Annotated in this window: 22 protein-coding genes; 18 read left to right on the top strand and 4 right to left on the bottom strand. The window is 70.1% G+C overall.

The genetic code is table 11. The features are described 5' to 3' along the window. The first annotated feature begins 198 nt into the window (after positions 1-198). The 8 genes from ABUW04_RS05785 to ABUW04_RS05750 all read left to right on the top strand — a co-directional run bounded on the left by ABUW04_RS05785 (position 199) and on the right by ABUW04_RS05750 (position 9,239). A complete protein-coding gene (locus ABUW04_RS05785) occupies positions 199-930 on the top strand; it encodes an SDR family oxidoreductase (RefSeq protein WP_030253404.1) in 732 nt (243 codons plus the stop codon). Beyond that, a complete protein-coding gene (locus ABUW04_RS05780) occupies positions 927-2,384 on the top strand; it encodes an aldehyde dehydrogenase family protein (protein WP_380563337.1) in 1,458 nt (485 codons plus the stop codon). The genes ABUW04_RS05785 and ABUW04_RS05780 overlap by 4 nt, the downstream gene beginning before the upstream one ends. Next, the gene (locus tag ABUW04_RS05775) at positions 2,381-3,586 is read left to right on the top strand and encodes a CaiB/BaiF CoA transferase family protein (protein WP_380563335.1); all 1,206 of its coding nucleotides are present in this window, start codon (positions 2,381-2,383) and stop codon (positions 3,584-3,586) included. Before ABUW04_RS05780 ends, ABUW04_RS05775 begins: the two co-directional genes overlap by 4 nt. 70 nt (positions 3,587-3,656) lie before the next feature. After that, positions 3,657-5,057 (top strand): ABC transporter substrate-binding protein, encoded by a 1,401-nt coding sequence (locus ABUW04_RS05770; protein ID WP_380563333.1) that lies wholly within the window; start codon positions 3,657-3,659, stop codon positions 5,055-5,057. Between the two features lie 28 nt (positions 5,058-5,085). Next, on the top strand, positions 5,086-5,298 hold the full coding sequence (locus tag ABUW04_RS05765) for a ferredoxin (protein WP_380563331.1): 213 nt from the start codon (positions 5,086-5,088) through the stop codon (positions 5,296-5,298). After that, entirely contained in the window at positions 5,295-6,665 is a 1,371-nt protein-coding gene (locus ABUW04_RS05760; RefSeq protein WP_380563329.1) for a cytochrome P450, read from the top strand. The genes ABUW04_RS05765 and ABUW04_RS05760 overlap by 4 nt, the downstream gene beginning before the upstream one ends. A 13-nt stretch (positions 6,666-6,678) precedes the next feature. Then, positions 6,679-8,355 carry a thiolase C-terminal domain-containing protein gene (locus tag ABUW04_RS05755; RefSeq protein ID WP_380563327.1) on the top strand — a complete coding sequence of 559 codons (1,677 nt, stop codon included), beginning with the start codon at positions 6,679-6,681 and terminating at the stop codon, positions 8,353-8,355. Continuing rightward, the gene (locus ABUW04_RS05750) at positions 8,352-9,239 is read left to right on the top strand and encodes an alpha/beta hydrolase (protein ID WP_380563325.1); all 888 of its coding nucleotides are present in this window, start codon (positions 8,352-8,354) and stop codon (positions 9,237-9,239) included. Before ABUW04_RS05755 ends, ABUW04_RS05750 begins: the two co-directional genes overlap by 4 nt. Before the next feature lie 19 nt (positions 9,240-9,258). Here the strand turns inward: ABUW04_RS05750 and ABUW04_RS05745 are convergent, their stop codons facing one another. After that, positions 9,259-9,642, bottom strand: a complete 384-nt coding sequence (locus ABUW04_RS05745) for a ClpX C4-type zinc finger protein (protein WP_380563323.1) — start codon at positions 9,640-9,642, stop codon at positions 9,259-9,261. Positions 9,643-9,798: 156 nt separating this feature from the next. Here ABUW04_RS05745 and ABUW04_RS05740 point away from each other — a divergent pair, with 156 nt between their 5' ends. The 10 genes from ABUW04_RS05740 to ABUW04_RS05695 all read left to right on the top strand — a co-directional run bounded on the left by ABUW04_RS05740 (position 9,799) and on the right by ABUW04_RS05695 (position 21,606). Beyond that, positions 9,799-11,415, top strand: a complete 1,617-nt coding sequence (locus ABUW04_RS05740) for an SMP-30/gluconolactonase/LRE family protein (RefSeq protein ID WP_380563321.1) — start codon at positions 9,799-9,801, stop codon at positions 11,413-11,415. Between the two features lie 9 nt (positions 11,416-11,424). Beyond that, positions 11,425-12,270, top strand: coding sequence for an SDR family NAD(P)-dependent oxidoreductase (locus ABUW04_RS05735; protein ID WP_380563319.1), 846 nt, complete (start codon positions 11,425-11,427; stop codon positions 12,268-12,270). A 20-nt stretch (positions 12,271-12,290) separates the two neighbouring features. After that, a complete protein-coding gene (locus ABUW04_RS05730) occupies positions 12,291-13,646 on the top strand; it encodes an aromatic ring-hydroxylating oxygenase subunit alpha (RefSeq protein WP_380563316.1) in 1,356 nt (451 codons plus the stop codon). Between the two features lie 86 nt (positions 13,647-13,732). Continuing rightward, positions 13,733-15,571 carry a flavin-containing monooxygenase gene (locus ABUW04_RS05725; protein ID WP_380563314.1) on the top strand — a complete coding sequence of 613 codons (1,839 nt, stop codon included), beginning with the start codon at positions 13,733-13,735 and terminating at the stop codon, positions 15,569-15,571. Continuing rightward, entirely contained in the window at positions 15,564-16,481 is a 918-nt protein-coding gene (locus tag ABUW04_RS05720) for an SDR family NAD(P)-dependent oxidoreductase (protein WP_380563312.1), read from the top strand. Before ABUW04_RS05725 ends, ABUW04_RS05720 begins: the two co-directional genes overlap by 8 nt. A 1-nt stretch (position 16,482) precedes the next feature. Continuing rightward, positions 16,483-18,189, top strand: coding sequence for a thiamine pyrophosphate-binding protein (locus ABUW04_RS05715; protein ID WP_380563310.1), 1,707 nt, complete (start codon positions 16,483-16,485; stop codon positions 18,187-18,189). After that, positions 18,189-19,625, top strand: coding sequence for an aldehyde dehydrogenase family protein (locus ABUW04_RS05710; RefSeq protein WP_380563308.1), 1,437 nt, complete (start codon positions 18,189-18,191; stop codon positions 19,623-19,625). Before ABUW04_RS05715 ends, ABUW04_RS05710 begins: the two co-directional genes overlap by 1 nt. Positions 19,626-19,628: 3 nt before the next feature. Continuing rightward, the gene (locus ABUW04_RS05705; protein ID WP_380563306.1) at positions 19,629-20,525 is read left to right on the top strand and encodes an SDR family NAD(P)-dependent oxidoreductase; all 897 of its coding nucleotides are present in this window, start codon (positions 19,629-19,631) and stop codon (positions 20,523-20,525) included. Further along, positions 20,522-21,067 carry a nuclear transport factor 2 family protein gene (locus ABUW04_RS05700; RefSeq protein WP_380563304.1) on the top strand — a complete coding sequence of 182 codons (546 nt, stop codon included), beginning with the start codon at positions 20,522-20,524 and terminating at the stop codon, positions 21,065-21,067. Before ABUW04_RS05705 ends, ABUW04_RS05700 begins: the two co-directional genes overlap by 4 nt. Beyond that, the gene (locus tag ABUW04_RS05695) at positions 21,064-21,606 is read left to right on the top strand and encodes a nuclear transport factor 2 family protein (protein WP_380563302.1); all 543 of its coding nucleotides are present in this window, start codon (positions 21,064-21,066) and stop codon (positions 21,604-21,606) included. Before ABUW04_RS05700 ends, ABUW04_RS05695 begins: the two co-directional genes overlap by 4 nt. Positions 21,607-21,622: 16 nt before the next feature. Here ABUW04_RS05695 and ABUW04_RS05690 read toward each other — a convergent pair whose 3' ends face one another. The 3 genes from ABUW04_RS05690 to ABUW04_RS05680 all read right to left on the bottom strand — a co-directional run bounded on the left by ABUW04_RS05690 (position 21,623) and on the right by ABUW04_RS05680 (position 24,473). Next, positions 21,623-22,846, bottom strand: coding sequence for a GNAT family N-acetyltransferase (locus tag ABUW04_RS05690; RefSeq protein ID WP_380563300.1), 1,224 nt, complete (start codon positions 22,844-22,846; stop codon positions 21,623-21,625). A gap of 161 nt (positions 22,847-23,007) precedes the next feature. Continuing rightward, positions 23,008-24,222: a beta-ketoacyl-[acyl-carrier-protein] synthase family protein gene (locus tag ABUW04_RS05685; protein WP_380563298.1), complete on the bottom strand. Its 1,215-nt coding sequence runs from the start codon at positions 24,220-24,222 to the stop codon at positions 23,008-23,010. Then, positions 24,219-24,473: a hypothetical protein gene (locus tag ABUW04_RS05680; RefSeq protein ID WP_380563296.1), complete on the bottom strand. Its 255-nt coding sequence runs from the start codon at positions 24,471-24,473 to the stop codon at positions 24,219-24,221. Before ABUW04_RS05680 ends, ABUW04_RS05685 begins: the two co-directional genes overlap by 4 nt. Positions 24,474-24,480: the final 7 nt, after the last annotated feature.

Below are 24,480 nucleotides of genomic sequence, written 5' to 3'. Positions count from 1 at the left end.
TCCCTTCCATATCAGAGAACATTATTCTCCGGTATGCAGTCCGGGAAAGCCCCTCGGCGGTGCTTCCTGAGACGGCTGCTCCTGGCTGCTCTGCTGCGATTGTGGGCGCTACCAGCGTAGATTACATTCTCGTTGCCAGACGGTTGCTTTGCGCGTGGGGAGAATGTAGTTTCCGGCATATCCGAGCAAGGAGGCAGGATGCGGTTCCAGGACAAGGTAGCCATCGTCACCGGCGCAGGGCAGGGCATCGGCGAGGGCTACGCCCGGGCGCTGGCCGCCGAGGGCGCGCGGGTGGTGGTGGCCGAGCTGAACGAGGAGCAGGGCCAGCGCGTGGCCAAGGAGATCGACGGGGCGCTGTACGTCAAGGTGGACGTCGCGGACCCGGAGTCCGCCGACGCGCTGGCGGCCTCGGTGATGGCGGAGTTCGGCCGTATCGACTACCTGGTGAACAACGCGGCCATCTTCCACAGCATGAGGCGGGACGGGCTGCTCACGGTCCCGCTCGACTACCTCACCCGGTTCCTCCAGGTGAACCTGATGGGCGCGCTGTACGTCACCCGCGCCGTCGCCCCGCACATGACCGACGGCGGGGCCATCGTCAACCAGTCCTCCACCGCCGCCTGGATGGCCAGCGGCTACTACGGGCTGGCCAAGGCCGGGATCAACCACCTGACCGCCTCGCTCGCCATGGAGCTGGGCGGCCGCAACATCCGGGTCAACGGGATCGCGCCGGGCCCCACCGACACCGAGGCCACCCGCAGCATCGTGCCCGAGGAGTTCCAGGACCGGATGGTCCAGGGCCTGGCGCTGAAGCGGATGGGCACCCCGGAGGACATGGCGAACACCGTGCTGTTCCTGCTCTCCGACGCCGCGGGCTGGCTCACCGGCCAGGTCGTGAGCGTGGACGGCGGACAGGTGGTGCGCCTGTGAAGCGCCTGCTCATCGACGGTCGCCTGGTCGGAACCGAGAAGACCTTCGCCTCGCTCAACCCCGCCACCGGCCAGGTCCTGGACCAGGCCCCGGACGCCACGGTCGCCGACGCCGAGGCCGCCGTCGCGGCCGCCCGCCGGGCCTTCGACACCACCGCCTGGTCCACCGACGTACAGCTGCGGATCCGCTGCCTGGACCAGCTGCACCAGGCGCTGACGGACCATCTGGAGGAGCTGCGCGAGCTGACCATCGCCGAGGTCGGCGCCCCTCGGATGCTCACCCACGGCCCGCAGCTGGAGGACCCGGTCAAGCTGGTCCGCTACTACGCCGACCTGCTGCGCAAGTACCCGCTGACCGAGGAGCTCGGCGAGCGGGAGATCCGCGGCCAGCGCCACCGCCGCTGGGTGGAGAAGGAGGCGGTCGGGGTCGTCGCCGGGATCACCGCGTACAACTACCCCAACCAGCTCGCCCTGGCCAAGCTCGCCCCCTCGCTGGCGGCCGGCTGCACCGTCGTCCTCAAGGGCGCCCCTGACACCCCGTTGACCACGCTGTTCCTCGGCGAGCTGATCGCGGAGCACACGGACATCCCGCCCGGCGTGGTGAACGTGCTGGTCTCCTCCTCGGTCGAGGTGGGCGAGCTGCTCACCACCCATCCCGGCGTCGACATGGTGAGCTTCACCGGCTCCACCGCCACCGGCCGCCGGATCATGGCCGCGGCCAGCACCACCGTCAAGAAGCTCTTCCTGGAGCTCGGCGGCAAGTCCGCCATGGTCATTCTCGACGACGCCGACTTCGCCACCGCCGCGATGTTCTCGGCCTTCACCATCTGCTCCCACTCCGGTCAGGGCTGCGCGCTCACCTCGCGGCTGCTGGTGCCCAGGGAGCACCACGACGAGATCGTGGCGATGGTCGCGGCGGGCCTCGGCCGGGTCACCCTCGGCGACCCCACCGACATCAAGACCTTCGCCGGACCACTGATCAGCGAACGGCAGCGGGACAAGGTCGACGGCATGGTCAAGCGGGCCGTCGCGGCCGGCGCCACGCTGGTCACCGGCGGCGAGAAGGTCGACCCCGGCTTCTTCTACACGCCCACCCTGCTCGGCAACGTCGACCCGGACAGCGAGATCGCCCAGGACGAGGTCTTCGGACCGGTGCTCGCGGTGATCCCGTTCGACGACGACGACGATGCCGTGCGCATCGCCAACAACTCCATCTTCGGCCTGTCCGGCGGGATCCAGAGCGGCGACGAGGAGCGGGCCGTGGCTCTGGCGCGCCGGATCCGCACCGGCACCTTCAGCATCAACGGCGGCAACTACTTCGCGGCCGACGTCCCGTTCGGCGGCTACAAGCAGTCCGGCATCGGCCGCGAGAGCGGCGTGGCCGGCCTGGAGGAGTTCCTGGAGTACAAGTCCTTCGCGACGGTGCTGCCGGCCGCCGAGGCGGCTGAGTCATGAGGCCGCTGGAAGGCATCCGGGTCCTGGAGGTCGCCATGTACGGCTTCGTCCCCTCGGCGGGCGCCGTGCTCGCCGACTGGGGCGCCGACGTCATCAAGGTCGAGCACGCCGTCACCGGCGACCCCCAGCGCGGGCTGCGGCAGACCGGCACGTTCAAGGTCGAGGGCGACCCCAACCCCAATGTCGAGCACGCCAACCGCGGCAAGCGCAGCATCGGCCTGGACATGTCCAAGCCCGAGGGCAGGGAGGTGCTGCACGACCTGATCCGCCAGGCGGACGTGTTCCTGACCAGCTTCCTGCCCCAGGGCCGGCGCAAGCTCGGCTTCGACGTCGACGACGTGCGGGCGGTGAACCCCCGGATCGTCTACGCCCGGGGCAGCGCGCTGGGCCCGCGCGGCGCGGAGGCGGAGAAGGGCGGCTACGACAGCACCGCCTTCTGGGCCCGCGCCGGCATCGCCGCCAGCCTCACCCCCAAGGGCACCGACGGAGTGGTCAATCCGCCGGTGCCGGCCTTCGGGGACACCATCTCCGGGACCAACCTGGCCGGCGGGATCGCGGCGGCGCTGCTCAAGCGCGAGCGTACCGGGGAGCCGTCGATCGTGGACGTCTCGCTGCTCGGCAGCGGGGTGTGGGCGATGGGCCACGGGATCGCCCTCTCGCTGCACCTGGACAAGCCCTTCGTCGCCGCCGTGCTGGGCGGCCACGGCTCGCCGACCAATCCGCTGTCGGGCATCTACACCACCTCCGACGGCTACCACCTCACCCTGGCGCTGCTGCAGCCGGGCAAGTTCTGGGCCGAGTTCTGCCGCCACATCGACCGGCCCGAACTGGCCGAGGACCCGCGCTTCGCCACCGTCGAACTGATCGGGCAGAACACCGAACAGGCCGTCAAGATCCTGCGGGAGGTCTTCGCCACCCGGACCCTGGCGCAGTGGAGCGAGCGCTTCGCCTCGCTGTCCGGGCCGTGGGCCCCGGTGCAGGACTCGCTGCAGGTGGCCGGTGACGCGCAGGTCCGGGCCAACGAGTACGTGCTCCGGGCCGGCGAGCTCGAACTGGCGGCCAGCCCGGTGCAGTTCGACGTCAGCGCCCCGCAGTTGGGGCCGGCCCCCGAGTTCGCCGCCCAGACCGAGGAGATCCTCCAGGAGCTGGGCCTGGACTGGGACCGCATCATCGCGCTCAAGGCAGCGGGCGCAGTCACGTGATCACCGTGCCACCCGAGAGCCAGTTCCTGAAGAAATTACTGCCCCTAGGAGTGTCCGCATGAGCAGCCGTATGAGACGCCTGAGATGCCTGTCCGTCGGTGTGGTCGTGACCACGCTGGCGATGGCCGGCTGTGCCTCCCGCTCGAACAACACCACAGCCGGTAACACCGCCACCGCATCCGCCGGGACCGCCTCGTCCGCGGCCGCCGCCTCCCAGGCGGACTTCGGCACTCTGAAGAACGTCTGCAAGCCCGGCACGCCCGCGAGTTCGACCTCACAGGGGGTCACCGCGACCGAGATCAAGCTCGGCGTCTTCACCGACATGGGCTTCACCAAGAACCCCGAAGTCGTGGACGCGGCCAAGGTGTTCGCCGCCTGGTGCAACGCGGCCGGCGGCATCAACGGACGCAAGATCGTGCCGGTCACCCGGGACGCCGCCTACTTCGCCGACGCGCAGCAGGTGCTGGCCTCCTGCCAGTCGGACTTCGCCGACGTCGGCGGCAGCGCCGCCCTGGACGACCTCGGCGTCAAGAACCGGTTGAACTGCCTGCTCCCCGAGTTCCCGAACCAGCCCGGCCAGATCCTGTCCACCGGGGCGGACCTCCAGGTGATCGCCGGCGGCGCCTCGGTCGGCTACGCGCCCTACGCGGACTTCTACTCCTGGCTGATCAAGGAGGCGTACCCGGACTCGGCCGACGCGGTCGGCGTGATCTCCGGCGACTCGCCGATCACCAAGGTCATCGCCGCGCAGTTGGCCGAGCAGATCCCCGCGCTGGGCGGCAAGCTCAGCTACTCGGACCTGTACCCGGCCACCGGGGTGTCCGACTGGACCCCCTACGCCCAGTCGCTGAAGAGCAAGAAGGTCAAGGGCCTGGTCTTCAACGGCGACTTCGCCAGCCTGGCCAAGCTGGAGCAGGTGCTCACCAACATCGGCTACAAGCTCGACTGGATCGACACCAACAACAACGCCTACGGCCCCGCCTTCATCGCGCTGGCCGGCTCCGCGGCGTTGTCCGCCCAGAACAACTACGCGGACATCAGCGGCGTCTACCCGCCGGAGAAGGCCTCGTCCAACCCGGCCACCCAGCAGGTCGTCGACCTCTACAGCAAGTACGACCCCAAGGCCCAGCTCACCCTGCCCGCACTGCGCGCCTTCTCGGCCTGGCTGCTGTTCGCCACCGCGGCGTCCGACTGCACCACGCTGACCCGCACCTGCGTCTACCAGAACGCGATGAAGCAGACCGCCTGGACCGGCGGAGGACTGCAGGCACCGGTCGACCTGAGCAGCACCACCGAGCCCCCCAAGTGCTTCAACGCGGAGAAGGCGACGGTGACCGGCTGGGTCCCGGCCGACTTCAAGCCCAACACCGGCGCGTACCGCTGCGACAGCGTCGCGTACAAGTTCACCGGCAACTACGGCAAGCCCCTCACCCTGGCGGACGTCGGCAAGACGATGGCGGACGTGAAGTAGGTCGCTGCGAAGCAGGAGGAGATTCATCGTGAAGGTGCGGGTCGACCCGGATCGCTGCCAGGGGCACACCCTGTGTGCCATGCGCGCTCCGGAGGTCTTCGAGCTCAGCGAGATCGACGGTCATGCCTCGGTGGCCGACGAGGACGTTCCGGCCGATCAGGAGGACCAGGTCAACGAGGCGGTCATGTCCTGCCCGGAACGGGCCATCGCCATCGTGAGCACGGCAGGGGCGAGGTCATGAGCGGGGACGGGGCCATGAGCGGGGACGACCGCAAGCGGGCTCCGATCCGGTTCGACCGGCACACTCCCGAGTACCGCGAGCAGTTCGAGGCGGTCACCCAGGAACTGCAGGGCAAGTGTCCGATCGCCTGGTCGGAGACGTACGACGGGCACTGGGTGGCCAGCGGCCACCACGAGGTCTTCGAGATCGCCCGGTCCGCCGACGTGCTGTCGAACGACCACGACGTCAAGGGCGAGCGGCGCGGCTACGAGGGCATCAGCATTCCGGCGCCGCCCCGGGCGAAGTCCTCCCGGGGCGGGTTCCTGGAGATGGACCCGCCCGAGCAGCGCTACTACCGCCAGACGCTGAACCCGTACCTGTCGCCGGCCGCGGTCAACCGCTGGATCCCGCTGGTGGACGAGGTGGTGCGGGCCAGCATCGACGAGCGGATCGAGGAAGGGCGGATCGACTTCGTCGACGACCTCGCCAACATCGTGCCGGCCGTGCTGACGATGGCCATGATGGGCATTCAGCTGAAGAAGTGGACCGTCTACAACGAACCGGCGCACGCCTCGGTCTACACCCCGCCGAACTCGCCCGACCAGGCCCGGATCACCGAGATGCAGCGGGCGATGGGCCGCGACCTGTACACCTCGATCGTGGAGATCCGGGCCAACCCCCGGCCGGGTCTGGTGGACGCGCTGGTCCGGGCGGACATCAACGGCAGCACCCCGCCCGACGACGAGCTGCTCGGGGTCCTGGCCCTGCTCATCGGCGGCGGCTTCGACACCACCACGGCGCTCACCGCGCACGCGCTGGAGTGGCTCTCGGAGAACCCGCAGCAGCGGGAACGCCTGAGCCGGGAACGGGGTGCCCTGCTGGACTCCGCGACCGAGGAGTTCCTGCGCTACTTCGCGCCCGCGCCCGGTGACGGACGCACCTTCTCCGCCGACTGCGAGATCGTCGGAACGCAGTTCAAGGAGGGCGAGCGGCTCTGGCTGTCCTGGGCCATGGCCAACCGGGACCCCTCGGTGTTCCCGGAGCCCAACACGGTCGACCTGGAGCGCAAGGGCAACCGGCACAGCAGCTTCGGACTCGGCATCCACCGCTGCATCGGCTCCAACGTCGCGCGGATGGTGTTCAAGCGGATGGTCACCCAGGTGCTGGACCGGATGGCCGACTTCGTCTGCGACCCGGAGGGCGCCGAGCACTACGAGACCATCGGCGTCATCCAGGGCATGCGGCACCTCCCGGCGACCTTCACCCCGGGCCCCAGGCTCGGGGCCGGGCTCGACGAGACCCTGGACGCGCTCCAGAAGGTCTGCGACGAACAGCGGCTCGCCGAGCCGGTCACGGTCCGGAGGGCCGTGGCGAAGATCGACCACTGATCCGGGAGACGACGTGTCGGAAGCCTCAGGACGCCCACTGCCTCAACTGACGGAGGCGAACAGGTTCTACTGGACGTCCGGGGCGGACGGCCGGTTGCGGTTCCAGGAGTGCGGGTCGTGCGCGGCCCTGATCCATCCACCGCAACCGGTCTGCCGGTACTGCCGGGGGCGCGAGAGCGGGGTGCGCGCCGTCTCCGGTTTCGCGACCCTGATCGGATTCACCGTCAACCACCGGTTCAGCCTGCCCGGGATGCCGGCCCCCTATGTCGTGGCCCAGGTCGCGATCGAGGAGGACCCCCGGGTCAGGCTGACCACCAACGCCGTCGAGTGCGACCCCGAGCAGCTCCACCTGGGCATGCGGATGGAGGTGGTCTTCCAGCAGGACGGCGGGGTGTGGCTGCCGCTGTTCCGGCCTGCGGCCGAACAGGGCGAGCCGGTCCCGCTGCCGGCGGACGAGGTGGCGCCGGATCAGTTCCGCAGCCGGGTGCGCCCGATGGCCACGCCGGACAAGTTCGAGGACAAGGTCGCCATCAGCGGCATCGGCAGCTCCGAGATCGGACGCCGGCTGATGGTCCCGCCGCTGTCGCTGACGGTGACCGCCTGCGAACGCGCGATCGCGGACGCCGGCCTGACCATCGACGACATCGACGGACTGGCCAGCTACCCGGGCGCCGGAGCCTTCGGCGGCTTCTCCGAAGGCGGCGTGACGGCCCTGGAGTCCGCCCTGGGCATCCGGCCCACCTGGTACAACGGCGGCGGCGAGACCTTCGGTCCGGGCGGCTCGGTGATCGCGGCGATGCTGGCGGTCGCCGGCGGCCTGGCCCGGCACGTGCTGTGCTTCCGGACCGTCTGGGAGGCCAGCTACAGCGAACTGCTGCGCCGCGGCAGCCTGGACCCCGGCGCCGCCGGCTCGGGGGACGCCGGCTGGCTGAAGCCGTTCGGCGCGGTGTCGGCCGCGCACACCCTGGCCCAGAACGCCCAGCGGCACTTCCACCAGTACGGGACCACCCGTGAGACGCTGGGCTGGATCGCGCTCAACCAGCGGGCGAACGCCGCGCTTAACCCCACCGCGGTCTACCGCGATCCGCTGACCATGGACGACTACCTGCAGGCCAGGACGGTCACCACCCCGTTCGGGCTCTACGACTGCGACGTGCCCTGCGACGGTGCCGTCGCCGTGATCGTCTCGGCCGTGGATGCGGCCCGTGACCTGGCCCGGGACCAGGCCAGGTCGCCGGTGCTGGTGGAGGCGGTCGGAACGCAGATCCTGGAGCGGCTCGAATGGGACCAGAGCACGCTGACCCATGAACCGCAGGTGCTCGGCCAGGCCGCCCACCTCTGGTCGCGCACCTCACTGCGTCCCTCCGACGTCGACGTGGCCGAGCTGTACGACGGATTCACCTTCAACTGCCTGTCCTGGATCGAGGCGCTGGGCTTCTGCGGGATCGGCGAGGGCAAGGACTTCCTGGACGGCGGCAAGAACATCGCCAGGGACGGCGTACTGCCGCTGAACACCCACGGCGGCCAGCTCTCGCACGGGCGCACCCACGGCCTGGGGCTGTTCGAGGAGGCGGTGGTCCAACTGCGCGGACAGGGCGGGCCGAGGCAGGTGGACGGCGCGCAGGTGGCCGTCGTCAGCACCGGCGGCCTGGCCACCAGCGGCGTGATCCTGCTCAGGGCGGACCGTTGACCGACAGCGGGTCAGCTCCGGTGCACCGCGTCGTCGACGTCGACGGCATCCCCATGTCCGCCCTGCAGTTGGAGGCGGCGCAGCCGCAGGCGGTGATCCTCGCCCTGCACGGCGGCGCGGTGACCTCGCGGTACTTCGACTACCCGGACCGGCCGCGGCAGTCGCTGCTGCGCACTGCCGCGGCGCTCGGGTTCACCGTGATCGCCCTGGACCGGCCCGGCTACGGCAGTTCCTACCAGCGCGGCGACGAGATGGGCGATCCCGCCCGCAGGGTCGACCTGGTGTACGCCGCGCTGGACCGGCTGCTGGACGGGCGTCCGCGCGGGGCCGGGGTGTTCGTGCTGGCGCACTCGATCGGCTGCGAGCTGGCGGCCCGGGTGGCCGCCGACGACCGCGGCAAGGATCTGCTGGGCGTGGAGCTGTCCGGCACCGGGACCCGGCACCACGAGGGCGCGGTGGAGATCATGGAGGGCTGGAAGCAGGACCGGTCCTGGCCGAGGAGGTCCGGCCGCGGTGTCCGCGACCTGATCTGGGAGCCGGCCCGGCTCTACCCGGACGAGGTCGTCGGCGGCTCCCGCATCATCTCCGCCGGTCCGCCGTACGAGGGCTATGTGGCGGAGCACTGGGCGGAGCAGTTCCCGGACGTCGCCGCCCGGGTGCGGATCCCGGTGCACTTCACCCTCGGCGAGTACGAGCGGGTCTGGCGCTCGGGCCCCGAGGCGCTGGCGGACATCGCGGCCCTGTTCACCGCCTCCCCCCGGGTGGTGGTCGAGGAGCAGGCGGAGGGCGGCCACAACCTGAGCATCGGGCTGACGGCCCTGGCGTACCACCTGAAGATCCTGTCGTTCGTCGAGGAGTGCATCCACAACGGGACGCTCGGCTGATCCGGCGTCAGTAACGCCGTCAGCCCTGCTCGGCGAACTTCTCCCAGGCGGACTGCCGGGCCACCCCCAGAGCGTCGCCGATTTTCGTCCAGGACACCCCACGGGCGCGCAGGCGGTCGACCCAGGTCTGCAGACTCGCGTCGACCTGGCCGCTGACGGATGCGATCCGGGGGAGCAGGCCGAGGATCTCCTCGACCGTCATGCTGTCGGCGATCGGAATCTCGGGCTGATCGCTGGGCTCGGCCGGCTCTTTGGCGGGCTGGGCCAGCAGTTCGTCGCACAGGCGCACGCACTCGTTGCAGATGTAGACACCGGGGCCGGCGATCACCTTGCTGACCTCGGCCTCCGGCTTGGCGCAGAAGGAACAGTGGATCATCCGATCGCCGAAGAGCTTGGCCGACATGGGCCGCCTCCATCCGTGAAGGTGCGTCAGGCTCACCCTGACGCCCGGGTCTTGAAAGTAGCGCGTCAGGCTGACCCTGACAAGCAAACCCCGCGAGAATCAGGTTTTCGTGCATGAGTATTGTGTTCTGAAAGATCAGAACATTATTCTCCGAGCATGTTGATGCAGGGCGCGCGATACATCAGTGGCACCTCGATCACCCTCGCCGACGGATGGAGCCTGGAACGGCTCACCCCGCCCAGCCGGCTCTTCGGTGCCAACGGTCTGCGCACCGGCCCCGACGGCCGCATCTACGTCGCGCAGGTGACCGGCAGTCAGATCAGCGCCCTGGACGTGGTGACCGGCCGGCTGGAGACCATCAGCGCCAAGGGCGGCGAGATCATCGCCCCCGACGACGTGGCCTTCGACTCCCAGGGCAACCTCTACGCCACCGAGGTCATGGACGGCCGGGTGAGCATGCGCGGCGCCGACGGCCGCACCCGGCTGCTGCGCGACGACCTGCCCAGCGCCAACGGCATCACCGTGCACCAGGACCGACTGTTCATCAACGAGTGCCGGGTCGGCGGGCGGCTGATGGAGCTGGACCCCAACGGCGGCGCGCCGCGCATCCTGCTGGAGAACATGGCGATGCCCAACGCCATGGAGGTCGGCCCCGACGGGATGCTCTACTACCCGGTGATGGGGACCAACGACATCTGGCGGATCCATCCGGACGGCGGCGAGCCCGAGCGGGTCGCCGGGGACCTCGGGGTCCCCGACTCGGTGAAGTTCGACGCCGAGGGCTTCATCGTCTCCACCCAGGTGGCCAGCGGCCAGGTGCTGCGGATCAACCCCCGCAACGGCGACCGCACCGTGCTGGCCGCGCTGACCCCCGGCCTGGACAACTGCACCTTCGTCGACGGCCGGCTGTTCGTCTCCAACTTCACCGGGGAGATCACCGAGATCCTCGGCGGGGGAGCGACCAGGACCACCCTGCCGGGCGGCTTCAACTGGCCGCTGGACATGACCGTGGGCGACGACGGCAACCTCTACGTCGCCGACGGCACCTACTTCTACCGGCTCCGCCCGGACGGCCAGGGCGGGCTGCAGACGCTGGGGATGCTGTTCACCCCCGGCTACCCGGGCTTCGTCCGCGGGGTGACCGCCGTCGGCGGCGGCGAGTTCATCGTCACCACCTCCGGCGGACAGGTCTCCCGGTACCGGCCGGCGAGCAACGAGAGCGAGGTACTGGCCGACGGCCTGGACCAGCTCTACGGCGTGGCGGTCGCCCCCGGCGGGGCCGTGGTGGCGGCGGAGTTCGGCACCGGACGGGTGCTGTCCGTCGGCTCCGGCCGGGTCGAGGTACTGGCCACCGGACTCAACCAGCCGCTGGGCGTGGCCTTCGCCCCCGACGGCGCATGCCTGGTCTCGGAGGCGGGCGGCGGAAGGATCGTCGCGGTCGCCGGCTCCGGAGCCTCCGGCGTCGACACGGTGGCGGACGGCCTGGAGAAGCCCCACGGGATCCTGGTCCGGGACGGAGTGCTGTACATCGTCGACGCCGGCACCAAGACGCTGGTCGGTGTCGATCTGGCGACCCGGACCCGGCAGACCATCGCCCGCGAGCTTCCGGTGGGCGCCCCGCCCGGGGTGACCCCCAAACCACTGCGCGGACTGCCGCCGTTCTCCGGACCGCAGGGACCCTTCTCCGGCATCGCGGCCGGCCCCGACGGCACCCTCTACCTCTCCGCCGACGCCGAAGGCAGCGTCATGGCGCTGCGACTGCGGGAGAGTTGAGGCATCGTCATGAGCAACGACCTGCTCAGTCTGGACGGACGCATCGTCATCGTGTCGGGTGCGGGCGGCGGTGGCATCGGCACCACCGTGGCCGCCATGGCCGCCCGCGCCGGGGCGACCGTGATCGCGGTGAGCCGCTCCAAGGAGAACCTGGAGACGCACGTCGCACCGCTGGCAGCGCAGGGCCTGCCGGTCGTGCCGATCGCCGCCGACGCCTCCACCGACGAGGGCATCGCGACCGTGATGGAGCAGGTCGCACGGACCGAGGGGGACCTGTACGGGCTGGTCAACGTGGCCGGCGGGGCCGCCCCCTCGACCTGGATGCCGTCCACCCGGGTGACCCGGGCGGACTGGCGCGAGCTGTTCACCCAGAACCTGGAGACGATGTTCTTCATGAGCCAGGCGGTCGCCGCGCAGCTCAAGTCGCAGCGCCGGCCGGGGTCGATCGTCTCGATCTCCTCCATCAGCGGCATGAACTCGGCGCCGCTGCACATCGGTTACGGCACGGCGAAGGCGGCGCTGGTGGCGGCGACCCGCACCATGGCCGTCGAACTGGCCGGCGACGGCATCCGGGTGAACGCCGTCGCGCCGGGCGTGACCGAGACCCCGGCCTCGGCCACCTACGTCGACCAGGACGCCGAACGCGACCGCCGCGCCATCGCCATGGGGCGACGGGGCCGCCCCGAGGAGCAGGCGGGAGCAGTGCTGTTCCTGCTGTCCGAGCTGTCGAGCTACATCACCGGGCAGACCCTGCTGGTCGACGGCGGTCTCAACCTCAAATGGACCCATCTGGCCGCCGACAACACCTCCCTGTTCCTCAAGGACGAGTCGTTCCGCGCCGCCATAACGCGCTGACGCGCGAGTTGGAGAATGTGATGAGCACTCAGGAACCTACAGAACCGCTGTCGGAGCCCCTCACCATCGGCGTCGAGGCCTACGTCTCCGAGGAGTACGCCCGGGCCGAGCGGGACAAGTTGTGGGGCAGGGTCTGGCAGCAGGTCGGCCGGGTCGAGGAGCTCCCCAGGGTGGGCGACTACCTCAGCTACGACATCCTCGACGACTCGATCATCGTCGTGCGCACCTCGGCGGACACCATCCGCGCCTACTACAACGTCTGCTCGCACCGGGGGCGTCCGCTGGTCGACACCCCACCGGGAGCCAGGGACACTCGCGGCCGCCGCAGGATGTTCGTCTGCGGGTTCCACGGGTGGCGGTACAACCTGGAGGGCGAATGCACCCGGGTGGCCCTGGGGGAGGACTGGCCGTGCGGGCTGAACGAGCAGAACACCCGGCTGGCCGAGGTCAGACTGGACACCTGGGGCGGCTGGATCTGGATCAACCTGGACCCGGAGTGCGAACCGCTGCGCGACTACCTCGAACCCGCGGCCACCCTGCTCGACCCCTTCCGGCTGCAGAACATGCGGTACCGCTGGCGCCGCTGGCTGGTCTTCGACTGCAACTGGAAGACCGCCCTGGAGGCCTTCATGGAGACCTACCACGTGCAGCAGACCCACCCGGAGTTCATGACCTACGGCAGCTTCCTCGGCTGGTCCCGGGCCCAGGGCAAGCACAGCAACATCGGCTACGACGCCCCCAAGGGCCTGGACGAGAACCAGGCCAAGCTGCGCCTCGGCACCGGCGGCGACCCCCGGGTGTCCACGGCCGACCTGCAGAACTTCACCTGGGAGAACGCCAACACCAACACCACCCGGACACTGGTGGACGCGGCCAACCGGCTGGTCGACGAACTGCCCGAGGGAACGCCGGCAGACCAGGTGCTGCGGCACTGGCTGGACTCGGCCCGCCGCGACGACGCGGCGCGCGGCGTGGTCTGGCCCACCGTCGCCCCCGAGGCCGTCGGAAAGAGCGGCACGGCCTGGCAGATCTTCCCCAACTTCCAGATCGGCCACGCCCTGAACAACATGCTCTGCTACGGCGCCCGACCCTACGGCTACGACCCGAACAAGTGCATCTTCGAGGCAGCCGTCTACGAGCTGTACCCGGAGGGCCAGGAGCCGCAGACGGAGTGGGAGTTCACCCCGGTGGGCGACCCGGCCTGGCGCACCGTGCTGCCACAGGACTTCTCCAACATGGCCGCGGTCCAGAAGGGCATGAAGGCGCGCGGCTTCACCGGCCCCAAGCCCAACCCCTACCGCGAGCGCAGCATCGTGAACCTGCACCACAACCTGGCCCGCTACATGGGCACCGGCGCACCGCGCGACCTCACCTGACGCCTGGCACCTGACACCTGGCACCTGACACCTGGCGCCTGACACCTGGCACCTGACGAACCGACAGCCCGAGCCGAGGAATCCGCATGCCGAAATGCGCACCGACACCGACCCCCGAGATCGACCACGCGGCCCTCAGGACGAAGTACCTGTTCGAGCGGGACAAGCGGATCCGCCCCGAAGGGCAGCAGCAGTACCTGGTGGCCGAGGGCGAGTTCGAGGAGTACTACGAGAGCGACCCGTACACCCCGGTCGTGCCCCGCCCCCCGATCTCGGAGTCGATCGACGTGGCCGTCCTCGGCGGCGGATTCTCGGGCCTGCTCGCGGCGGCCCGGGTCAAGCAGAGCGGCGTCTCCAGCCTCCGGGTCATCGAGCAGGCCGGCGACTTCGGCGGCGCCTGGTACTGGAACCGCTACCCCGGCATCCAGTGCGACGTGGACAGTACCTGCTACCTCCCGCTGCTCGAAGAGGTCGGCTACATCCCGAAGCAGAAGTACGCGATGGGGGACGAGGTCTTCGAGTACTGCCAGCGCATCGGCAAGCACTTCGACCTCTACGACAACGCGGTCTTCAGCACCCTGATCCGCTCGATGGAGTGGGATCAGGAGATCAACCGCTGGCGGATCGGCACCAACCGCGGCGACGAGATCCTGGCCCGCTTCGTCATCATGTGCCAGGGGCCGTTCAACCGCCCGAAGCTCCCCGGGATCCCCGGGATCACGGACTTCCAGGGGCACACCTTCCACTCGGCGCGCTGGGACTACGAGTACACCGGCGGCGACATCAACGGCGGGCTGGACCGGCTCGCCGGCAAGCGCATCGCCGTCATCGGCACGGGTGCCAGCGGTGTCCAGATCATTCCGCACATCGCCCGCACCGCCGAGCACCTCTACGTCTTCCAGCGGACGCCGTCGTACATCGACGAGCGCGGCGACGTGCCCACCGATCCCGAGTGGGTCAAGACCCTGAAGCCGGGCTGGCAGAAGGAGATCCAGCGCAACTTCCACACAGCGGCCTTCGAGGCCTTCGGCCCGGGCCAGCCGGACCTGGTCTGCGACGGCTGGACCGAGGTCAGCCGCAACCTGGCCGCGCACCTGGACGCCACCGACGGCTGGGCCGCGCTGGCGGACCCCGAGACGTTCATGGAACTGAGGGAGCTTCAGGACTACCGCGCGATGCAGCGGCTGCGCGACCGCATCGACGAGATCGTCGACGACCCCGCGACGGCGGAGGCGCTCAAGCCCTACTACCGCTTCCTCTGCAAGCGGCCGTGCATGAGCGACCAGTACCTGCCTACGTTCAACCGCTCCAACGTCACCCTCGTCGACGTCTCGGGCACCAAGGGCGTCGAGCGCATCACCGCGAAGGGCATCGTCGCTGACGGCGTCGAGCACGAGGTCGACTGCATCGTCTTCGCCAGCGGCTTCGAGATCACCACCGACCTGGACCGTCGCCTCGGCATCCAGCCGTACACCGGCCGCGACGGCCTCTCGCTCTACCAGCACTGGGCCGACGGCTACCGCACCCTGCACGGCACCATGAGCCACGGCTTCCCCAACCAGTTCTACACCGGCTACATCCAGGGCGGCGTGACCGCGAGCACCACCGCGATGTTCGAGCAGCAGGCCGACCACATCGCCTACATCATCAAGGAGACCCTGGCCCGCGGCGCCACGTCCGTGGAGCCCACCGCGGAGGCCCAGGAGAAGTGGTGCACGACCGTCAGGGAGAGCGCGGTCGACAACACCAACTTCCAGCGGGAGTGCACGCCCGGCTACTACAACAACGAGGGCGAGCAGCAGATCCGGTCGCACCTGGGCGACCCCTACTGGCCCGGCTTCTACGTCCTGGAGGACCTGTTGCAGGCCTGGCGCGACTCGGGCGAGATGGCCGGCCTGGTACTGGAGGGAACCCCCGATGCCTGAGCTGGGATTCGACGACCGGGTGGCCGTGGTCACCGGAGCCGGCCGGGGGCTGGGACGCGCCTACGCCCTGCTGCTCGCCTCCAAGGGGGCCAAGGTCGTCGTCGACGACCCGGGCTTCGACCTGAGCGGCAAGGGCGCCGACAGCGGTCCCGCGGAGGAGGTGGTCCGGGAGATCAAGGCCGCCGGGGGCGAAGCGGTCGCCTGCACCGAGTCCGTGGCGACGGCCGAGGGCGGGCAGGCGATCGTCCAGTCGGCGCTCGACAGCTACGGCCGGATCGACATCCTGATCCACAACGCCGGGAACGTCCGGCGGGCGCCGCTGGCACAGATGTCGTACGAGGACTTCGACGCGGTCCTGGACGTCCATCTGCGGGGCGCCTTCCACGTGGTCCGGCCGGCGTTTCCGGTGATGTGCGAGGCGGGTTACGGCCGGGTGGTGCTGACCTCGTCGATCGGCGGACTGTACGGCAACCACGAGGTCGCCGGGTACAGCGCCGCCAAGGCGGGAGTGATCGGTCTGTCCCATGTGGTCGCGCTGGAGGGGGCGGAGCACGGGGTGAGGAGCAACGTCATCGCCCCCGGTGCGCTGACCAGGCTGGCCGAGGGGATCGACACCTCGGCGTACCCGCCGATGGGCCCGGAACTGACGGCACCGGCCGTGGGCTGGCTGGCCCACGAGTCCTGCTCGATCAGCGGGGAACTGCTGGTGACCATGGCCGGCCGGGTGGCCAGGGCCTTCGTGGCCGAGACGGTCGGGGTGTACCAGCCGTCCTGGACGATCGACCAGGTCGCTGAGCAGATCGCCACCATCCGCGACACCGCCGACCCCTGGATCCTGCCGGTCGTCCCCTCGGGCTTCGTCGACCACATCGGCAACAGCTTCGCGATCGCAATGAAGGGCGGCAACTAGCATGCCGGTCAAGGTCTTTGAACGCATTCTGGACTTGTTCGAAGCAGAGGGCATCAACACCCTCTTCGGGATTCCCGATCCGAACTTCGTCCACATGTTCCACCTCGCCGAGGAGCGCGGCTGGAACGTGATCGCCCCGCACCACGAGGAGTCCGCCGGCTTCATGGCCGAAGCGGTGTCGCGGATGACCGGCAGGCCCGCGGTGTGCATCGGCACGCTGGGCCCGGGCGTCGCCAACCTGGCCGGCGCCATGATGTGCGCCAAGGTCGAGAACTCGCCGGTGGTCTTCCTGGGCGGCCAGCGCGCCCGCATCACCGAACAGCGGGTCCGCCGCGGCCGCATCCAGTTCGTCAGCCAGGCCGCCCTGTTCGAGCCCTCGGTCAAGTACTGCGCCAGCATCGAGTACGCGGACCAGACCGACGAGATCATCCGTGAGGGCCTGCGCAAGGCCCTGTCCGGAACACCGGGCCCGGTCTACATCGAATACCCCTCCCAGGTGATCCAGCAGGAGCTGGAGGTACCTCCGGCGCTGCCGCCCCGGTCCTACCGCCTGGTGGACCAGACCGCAGGACCGGACCGGATCGCCGAGGCGGTGCGCTACATCGGCGCGGCCGAGCGGCCGATCCTGCTGGTCGGCCACGGCGTGCACACCGCCCGGGCCGGTGCGTCGGTCAAGGCGTTGGCCGATCTGATGGCCTGTCCGGTCATCCAGACCTCGGGCGGCACCTCGTACATCGAGGGGCTGGAGGACCGTACCTTCCCCTACGGATTCTCGGCGGCGGCCATCGACGCGGTGGTGACGTCCGACCTGTGCCTGGCCATCGGCACCGAGCTCGGTGAGCCGGTCCACTACGGCAAGGGCCGGCACTGGGTGGCGAACGAGGCCAACCGCAGGTGGATCCTGGTCGAGCAGGACCCGCAGGCCATCGGCGTCAACCGCTCGGTCGACGTCCCGCTGGTGGGCGACCTGCGCGCGGTCGTCCCGCAGCTGGTCGAGGCGCTCAAGGACACGCCGCGCAGCCCCGCTCCCGGCCTCGACGGCTGGATCCAGCAGGATGCGGCCCAGCTGGCGGAACTGGCGGAGACGGCTCCCTCCGGGATGTCGCCGGTGCATCCCGCACGCCTGATCGTCGAGGCGACCAAGGTCTTCCCCAGGGAGGGCATCATGGTGCGCGACGGCGGTGCCACCACGATCTTCGGCTGGACCTACTCCCAGGCCAAGCCCCATGACGTGATGTGGAACCAGAACTTCGGCCACCTGGGCACCGGGCTGCCGTACGCGATCGGCGCCTCGGTGGCCGAGGGCCGCAGACGTCCGCTGATGCTCATCACCGGGGACTCCTCGTTCCAGTTCCACATCGCCGAACTGGAGACGGCCGCGCGGCTGAGCCTGCCGCTGGTGTGCGTGGTGGCCGTCGACTACGCCTGGGGCCTGGAGGTGGGCGTCTACAAGCGCACCTTCGGCCAGGGGTCGCTGGAGACCGGCACGCACTGGAGCACCAGGACGCGGCTGGACAAGGTCGCCGAGGGCTTCGGCTGCTACGGCGAGTACGTCGAAACGGACGAGGAGATCGGCCCTGCCATCAAGCGTGCCTACGCCAGCGGCCGGCCCGGCGTCATCCACGTCGCGGTCGACCCTAAGGCGAACTCGGAGGAGATGCCGAGCTATGACGAGTTCCGGACCTGGTACGCGGAGGGGACGCAGTGATGCGTGAATACGGTCAGTTCTACATCGGCGGCCGGTGGATCGATCCGGTGCAGCCGCGGACCCTGGACGTGGTGAACCCCGCGACCGAGGAGGTCTGCGGCCGGGTGGCGGTCGGCTCGGCCGCCGACGTGGACCGGGCGGTCGCAGCCGCCCGGGCGGCCTTCCCCGGCTGGTCGGCGACCAGCGTCAAGGAGCGGCTGGAGGTGCTCCAGAACATCCTGGACGTGTACCAGAACCGGGCCGGGGACCTCGCCGCCGCGCTGACCGAGGAGATGGGCGCGCCGAGCGCGCTCGCCCACGGCTTCCAGGTCGGGCTCGGGGTCGGACACCTGACCACGGCGATCGAGGTGCTCCGGGACTTCACCTTCGAGGAGCAGCGCGGCGCGACACTGATCGTCAAGGAGGCGATAGGCGTCTGCGGCCTGATCACGCCGTGGAACTGGCCGATGAACCAGATCGCGGTGAAGCTCTTCCCCGCGCTGGCGACCGGTTGCACCGTGGTGCTCAAGCCCTCGGAGCAGTCGCCCTTCACCGGGCAGGTCTTCGCCGAGATCCTGGACGCCGCGGGCGTCCCCGCCGGGGTGTTCAACCTGGTCCAGGGCGACGGTCCGAGCGTGGGGGTGCCGCTCTCGGTGCATCCCGACGTCGACATGATCTCGTTCACCGGCTCGACCCGGGCCGGCATCGAGATCGCCAGGAACGCGGCGCCCAGCGTCAAGCGGGTGACCCAGGAACTGGGCGGCAAGAGCCCGAACATCATCCTGGACGACCAGGACTTCGCCGAGAACGTCGGCAAGGGCGTCACCACCATGATGGGCAACTCCGGGCAGACCTGCAGTGCGCCCTCGCGGATGCTGGTGCCCGCCGCGCGGATGGAGGAGGCCGTGGAAGCGGCGCGCGAGGCCGTGTCCCAGGTGACCGTGGGCGACCCCAACGGTGACTTCGTAATGGGCCCGGTGGTCTCGGGAGCCCAGTTCGACAAGATCCAGGCACTGATCCAGAAGGGCATCGACGAGGGCGCCACCCTGGTGTCCGGCGGCACCGGACGCCCGGACGGCCTTCCGCGGGGCTATTACGTGAAGCCCACCGTCTTCGCCGAGGTGACCAGTGACATGACCATCGCCCGCGAGGAGATCTTCGGCCCGGTGGTCACCATCCACGGCTACGACAGCGTGGACCATGCCGTCGAGATCGCCAACGACACCGAGTACGGCCTGGCCGGGTATGTGGCGGGGGCCGACCTCGACCAGGCCCGGGCCGTCGCCCGTCGCATCCGGGCGGGATATGTCGCGATCAACGACGGATTCGACTTCAACTGCCCCTTCGGCGGCTACAAGAAGAGCGGCAACGGGCGCGAGTGGGGCGAGTTCGGCTTCCACGACTACCTGGAGATCAAGGGAATCCTCGGCTACGCGCCCGACGAAGCCAACGGGTAGACCATGGGTTCTCTTGCAGGCAGGGTCGCGGTGGTCACCGGCGCCAGCCGGGGCGTGGGAAAAGGAATCGCCCTGGCCCTCGCGGAACAGGGTGCGACCGTCTACGTCACCGGACGGACCGTCACCCCTGGCTCCCACCCGCTGCCCGGCACCGTCGGCGAGACGGCCCTGGAGGTGGACCGCCGGGGCGGGCAGGGCATCGCCGTCCAGGTGGACCACGCGGACGACGAGCAGGTCGCGGCGCTCTTCGACCGGGTCGAGCGGGAGCAGGGCCGACTCGACATCCTGGTCAACAACGCCTTCTCGCTGCCCGAGGACCTGACCGAGCCTCAACCCTTCTGGCAGAAGCCGCTCTCCAACTGGGAGATGGTCGATGTCGGGGTGCGCTCCAACTTCGTCGCGGCCTGGCATGCGGCACGGATCATGGCCCCGGCGAAGTCCGGCCTGATCGTCGCCACCTCCGGGTATGTGGGGGTCACCTACACCTACGGTGTCGTCTTCGGCATCTGCAAGTCCGCCGTGGACCGGATGGCCCGCGACATGGCGGTGGAGCTGGAGCCGTACGGAGTGACCTCGCTGTCGATGTGGCTGGGTCTGACCTTCACCGAGCGGGCGGAGCGCAACCTGCGGCGCGATCCCGCCATGACGGCACGGACGGTGACCAACCCTCAGGTCGGCTCGACGGTCGAGTTCCCGGGCCGGGTCATCGCCGCGCTCGCCGCGGACCCGCAGTTGATCCGCCGCTCCGGCGGAACCTGGATCGCCGCCGAACTCGCCCAGGACTACGGCGTCACCGACGTCGACGGACAGACCCCACCGTCCCTGCGCGCGCAACGCGGCTCACCGATCTGGCCGCCCGTCCGAGCGCCGAACCCAACGCATCCGGAGAAGAAGACATGACCACGACCGAGGACAGACTGGACCGGGTCGGGCAGCTGCTCGACCGCCAGGACATCACCGACTGCCTGACCCGCTTCAGCCGGGGCATGGACCGCTTCGACCGGGACCTGTTCCTCTCGGCCTTCCATGACGACGCGGTGATCGCCGCCGGGGAGTTCGTCGGCGGGGCGGCCGCACTCTACGACTGGGCCATCGTGCTCCACGAGCGGGGACAGGTGTCCACGCACCACAATCTGCTGAACAACACCTGCGACATCGACGGCGACGTCGCCCACACCGAGACCTACTACCTGTTCGTCGGGCGCAACCGGGACGAGTCCAACTGGATCGCCGGCGGCCGCTACATCGACCGGCTGGAGCGCCGCGACGGGCAGTGGCGGATCGTCCTGCGCACCAACGCCATCGAGTGGTCGGGCCTGGTCCCCACCCTGCCCATCCCGTTCGCGGACGTGCCCGGTATCGACCTCAACGGCGTCCCCTCGCGCAGCACCGAGGACCCCTCCTACCAGCGCCCGCTGACCAACAAGCGGGAGATGTCATGAGTGCCGACTCCGCCGACTCCGCCGATCTGGACGGCCTCATCGCCCGCGAGCGGATCCGCGACTGCCTGGCCCGCCTCAGCCGCGGCGAGGACCGCCGCGACGCGGACCTGATCAGCGCCGGCTACTGGCCCGACGCCACCGACGACCACGGCATCTTCCTCGGCACCTTCAAGGAGTACCTGGCCTGGGTCGTCCCCGGCGCGCCGACCATCCCGGTCACCCTGCACACCCTGGGCCAGAGCCTGATCCAGTTGCAGGGCACAACAGCTGTGGTCGAGACCCATGTAACGGCCTACCACCGCATCACCATCGGCGACCAGGACACCGACATCGTCCTCGGCGGCCGCTACCTGGACCGGATGGAGGAACGCGACGGCGAGTGGCGCATCATCCACCGCACCATGCTCTACGACTGGCTCAAGGACTTCGGCCCGTCGGTCGACTGGTCCCAGGGCCTCCTCGGCATGCCTTTCCTCACCGACCACTCCGTCGGCACGGCCCAGGACGACCACAGCGAGACGTTCTTCGAGCGGGGCTGACCGGCGGGCCGCGCGGTCAGAACCAGTGCAGGCAGTGCGGGGGGCGGTCGGCGTGGAAGAGGGTGTCGGCGAGGGTGGCCGCAGCCGGGTGGTGGGCCCGGATGTGTCCGGCACGTACGAGCCTGCTGGGAGCGGTGCCGCCGAGGTAGACCGAGCCCAGGTCGCTCACGTCGAGTGACAGGTCGGGCTCGCGGTCCGTCGGGACGCACTCGGCCTTGCCGTCGCGGACGGTCAGCAGGTAGCGGTCGTGCTCGCCGAGGAACGGGTCGTCGACGTCGAGGACGAGCTCGCCGTCCGTGGACCAGCCGCGCGCGGTCAGGGCACGCGGGACGTCGAGCAGCCGGACCCAGAGCCAGTCGGTGTCACCGCTGACCTCGGCGGCGCGGAAGTCCGCGAGTTGCCAGCGCAGCGGGTGCTCGGGCGGGACGTGCTTGAACACGACCTGGGTGACCAGGTCGTGTCCGAGCAGGAACCGGGCCAGGGCGGTGGAGGCGGCGTCGTCGGTGGCGATGGTCTCGTCGACCGTCAGGGTGCGGGACTCGTCGAGCGAGTAGCTGGCGTACCCGTCCGGGACGCCGTCGGCGTCCCGGTGCACGGCGACGTGGCGCGGCGCCGGGGAGACGGGGGGCTGCCCCGCGCCCAAGTCCCACCAGTGGTGCGGCCGGGACAACGCGCCGGGCTGTGCACGCCGGTACCGGTCGTAGACCTCTTCCAGGATCTCGCCGCACTCGGCACGCCGCAGAAGCTCGACAGAGCCGGTCGCCGGGGCGTCGTCCGCCGATCCGCGCGCCCGGGGGAGGGCGAGGGCGGCCTTGTGGCGCGGCACCGTCAGCCTCTGGGTGTAGGTCGCCGGTCCGTAGCCGAACCTGCGGTAGATCACGGCCTCGGAGGCCAGCAGCACGGAGAGGAACTCCCCTCGGGCCCGCAGGTCGGTGAGCTGATGCCGCATCATCGCGCTGAGCACGCCCTGGCGTCGGTGCGAGGGCAGGACGCCGACGGCGGTCACCCCGGCGGCGGGGACGACGGTCTCACCGGGCAGGGTGAGTTCGAAGGAGTACGCGCCGGCGGTGCCGACCGGCCGCCCGTCCGCGGTAACCGCGAGCAGGTTGCGGTCCATTTCGAGCGCCGCCCACGAGACCCCGCGGCCATCGCTCGTGGCCTCCCTGAACTGCCCGAACGCGGCCTTGATCGTGTCGACGAAGACGTCGAGGTCCTGGTCGGTCGTGGGACGGATCTCCATGGCTGCTGCTGCCCTCCCGGCGTGCGGACACCACACCCCGTGGTGTCCCGCCACAGTGCAGCGTCGACCTGTCGCCAGGTCAAACGAATTACGCCCGGGCCCGCAGCCGGTCGGTGTGGCCGGCTACCGGCGACCGGCGGCACGGCACACTCGAGTGAGTGTCAGATCTCGGTGAGCAGCAGCGCCGTGTTGTGGCCGCCGAATCCGATGGCCTGGCAGAGAGCCGACCGCACGTGGTGGGGTCGGAGCCCGCCGCTGAGGGGGATGACGGGCAGGGCGGGGTCCGGGGTGAAGGGGTCGGGAAGGGTGAAGGTCTCGGACCGGGTCATGCCGAGGATCGCCAGTGCCGCGCTGATGGCTCCGGAGGCTCCGAAGGCGTGGCCGATGTAGGGCTTTGCCGTGGTGACCGGGACGTCCGGTCCGAGGACGGCGGCGATGGCACGGGCCTCGGCGGCGTCGCCGGCCGGGGTGCCGGTGCCGTGGGCGTGGACCAGGTCGATCTGCTCGGGGACCGCCTCGGCATCGTGGAGCGCCGCCCTGATCGCGGCGGCGAGTCCGGCGCCGGCGGGTTCGGGCATCAGCGGATGGTGCGCGTCGGCCGTGGAGCCGAAGCCGGCGACGCGGGCCAGCGGTCGGGCGCCGCGGGCCCGGGCGTGATCGGGGCGTTCGAGGACCAGGATCGCTGCTCCTTCGGCGGGCACGAATCCGGCGCGGTCCGGGGAGAAGGGCCGACAGATGCCGTCGGGCGCCAGGACGTTGATCTGTCCGAGTCCGGCTATGCACAACGGGGTGAGCGCGGAGTCCGCGCCGCCCGTCAGGACGAGGTCGCAGGCACCGGAACGCAGGAACGCGGCTGCCACGCCGATCGCGGTGAGGCCGGAGGCCGAGGCTGACGCGGTGACCAGGCAGGGGCCGCGGGCACCGAAGGTCAGGGCGAGGATGCCTGCGACCATGTTCGGCATCGACTTGGGCAGCAGGTAGGGGGAGACGAAGCGGCTGCCCGAGGCATCCAGTTCGTGCTGCTGCTCGGTGATGGTGGTGACGCCCCCGAACGCGGTGCCGCATACGACGCCGACTCGGTCCCCCGTCCAGTGCGCCGGGTCCAGTCCGGCGTCGGCGAGGGCTTCCGTGGCGGCGACCAGGGCCAGTTGGGTGAATCGGTCGTGGCGCCACGACTCCGCCGTGCCCAGGGCCTGCTCCACCAGGCCGTGCGGGACCCGGTGGGTGTACGGCCATGGCAGACGTGTGAGCGTCGGATCGGCGACCGGGGCCGGGTTGGCGCCGGCAGCGGCGGCCGCCCAGGCTGCCGCCGTTCCGAGCCCGGCACGGGTGGCCATGCCGAGGCCGGTGACCAGGGGCCCGTCCGTCGAGGTCACAGGTCCTCGCCACGGTTGAGGGCGTCGGCGGCCCGACCGAGCGTGGTCTGCGGGTCGTAGGCATCGCGCCACAGGTCGAAACCGTAGGCGTCGCAGATCGTCATGCGGATCTCCTCGATGTCCAGGGAGTCCAGCTTGAAGGACTCGAAGGTGGCGTCGGGGAGCAGGAGTGCCAGGGGTATCCGGAACCTGGTGTGCAGCAGGGTGGTGAGGTGGTGGAGTGCTTCGCCGGGCTGGGTGGTGCTGTTCACGTCTCTC

This window comes from Streptacidiphilus jeojiensis (assembly GCF_042510965.1).
GTDB classification, from domain to species: Bacteria; Actinomycetota; Actinomycetes; order Streptomycetales; family Streptomycetaceae; genus Streptacidiphilus; species Streptacidiphilus jeojiensis.
This window is presented reverse-complemented; position numbering and strand designations above follow the sequence as displayed.

Excerpts from the sequence above, each read along its gene's own strand:
- ABUW04_RS05700 (WP_380563304.1), top strand. The coding sequence starts at position 20,522 with ATGACCACGACCGAGGACAGACTGGACCGGGTCGGGCAGCTGCTCGAC.
- ABUW04_RS05695 (WP_380563302.1), top strand. The coding sequence starts at position 21,064 with ATGAGTGCCGACTCCGCCGACTCCGCCGATCTGGACGGCCTCATCGCC.
- ABUW04_RS05760 (WP_380563329.1), top strand. The coding sequence starts at position 5,295 with ATGAGCGGGGACGGGGCCATGAGCGGGGACGACCGCAAGCGGGCTCCG.
- ABUW04_RS05720 (WP_380563312.1), top strand. The coding sequence starts at position 15,564 with ATGCCTGAGCTGGGATTCGACGACCGGGTGGCCGTGGTCACCGGAGCC.
- ABUW04_RS05770 (WP_380563333.1), top strand. The coding sequence starts at position 3,657 with ATGAGACGCCTGAGATGCCTGTCCGTCGGTGTGGTCGTGACCACGCTG.
- ABUW04_RS05775 (WP_380563335.1), top strand. The coding sequence starts at position 2,381 with ATGAGGCCGCTGGAAGGCATCCGGGTCCTGGAGGTCGCCATGTACGGC.
- ABUW04_RS05705 (WP_380563306.1), top strand. The coding sequence starts at position 19,629 with ATGGGTTCTCTTGCAGGCAGGGTCGCGGTGGTCACCGGCGCCAGCCGG.
- ABUW04_RS05785 (WP_030253404.1), top strand. The coding sequence starts at position 199 with ATGCGGTTCCAGGACAAGGTAGCCATCGTCACCGGCGCAGGGCAGGGC.
- ABUW04_RS05735 (WP_380563319.1), top strand. The coding sequence starts at position 11,425 with ATGAGCAACGACCTGCTCAGTCTGGACGGACGCATCGTCATCGTGTCG.
- ABUW04_RS05730 (WP_380563316.1), top strand. The coding sequence starts at position 12,291 with ATGAGCACTCAGGAACCTACAGAACCGCTGTCGGAGCCCCTCACCATC.
- ABUW04_RS05745 (WP_380563323.1), bottom strand. The coding sequence starts at position 9,642 with ATGTCGGCCAAGCTCTTCGGCGATCGGATGATCCACTGTTCCTTCTGC.
- ABUW04_RS05690 (WP_380563300.1), bottom strand. The coding sequence starts at position 22,846 with ATGGAGATCCGTCCCACGACCGACCAGGACCTCGACGTCTTCGTCGAC.
- ABUW04_RS05710 (WP_380563308.1), top strand. The coding sequence starts at position 18,189 with ATGCGTGAATACGGTCAGTTCTACATCGGCGGCCGGTGGATCGATCCG.
- ABUW04_RS05740 (WP_380563321.1), top strand. The coding sequence starts at position 9,799 with ATGTTGATGCAGGGCGCGCGATACATCAGTGGCACCTCGATCACCCTC.
- ABUW04_RS05715 (WP_380563310.1), top strand. The coding sequence starts at position 16,483 with ATGCCGGTCAAGGTCTTTGAACGCATTCTGGACTTGTTCGAAGCAGAG.
- ABUW04_RS05725 (WP_380563314.1), top strand. The coding sequence starts at position 13,733 with ATGCCGAAATGCGCACCGACACCGACCCCCGAGATCGACCACGCGGCC.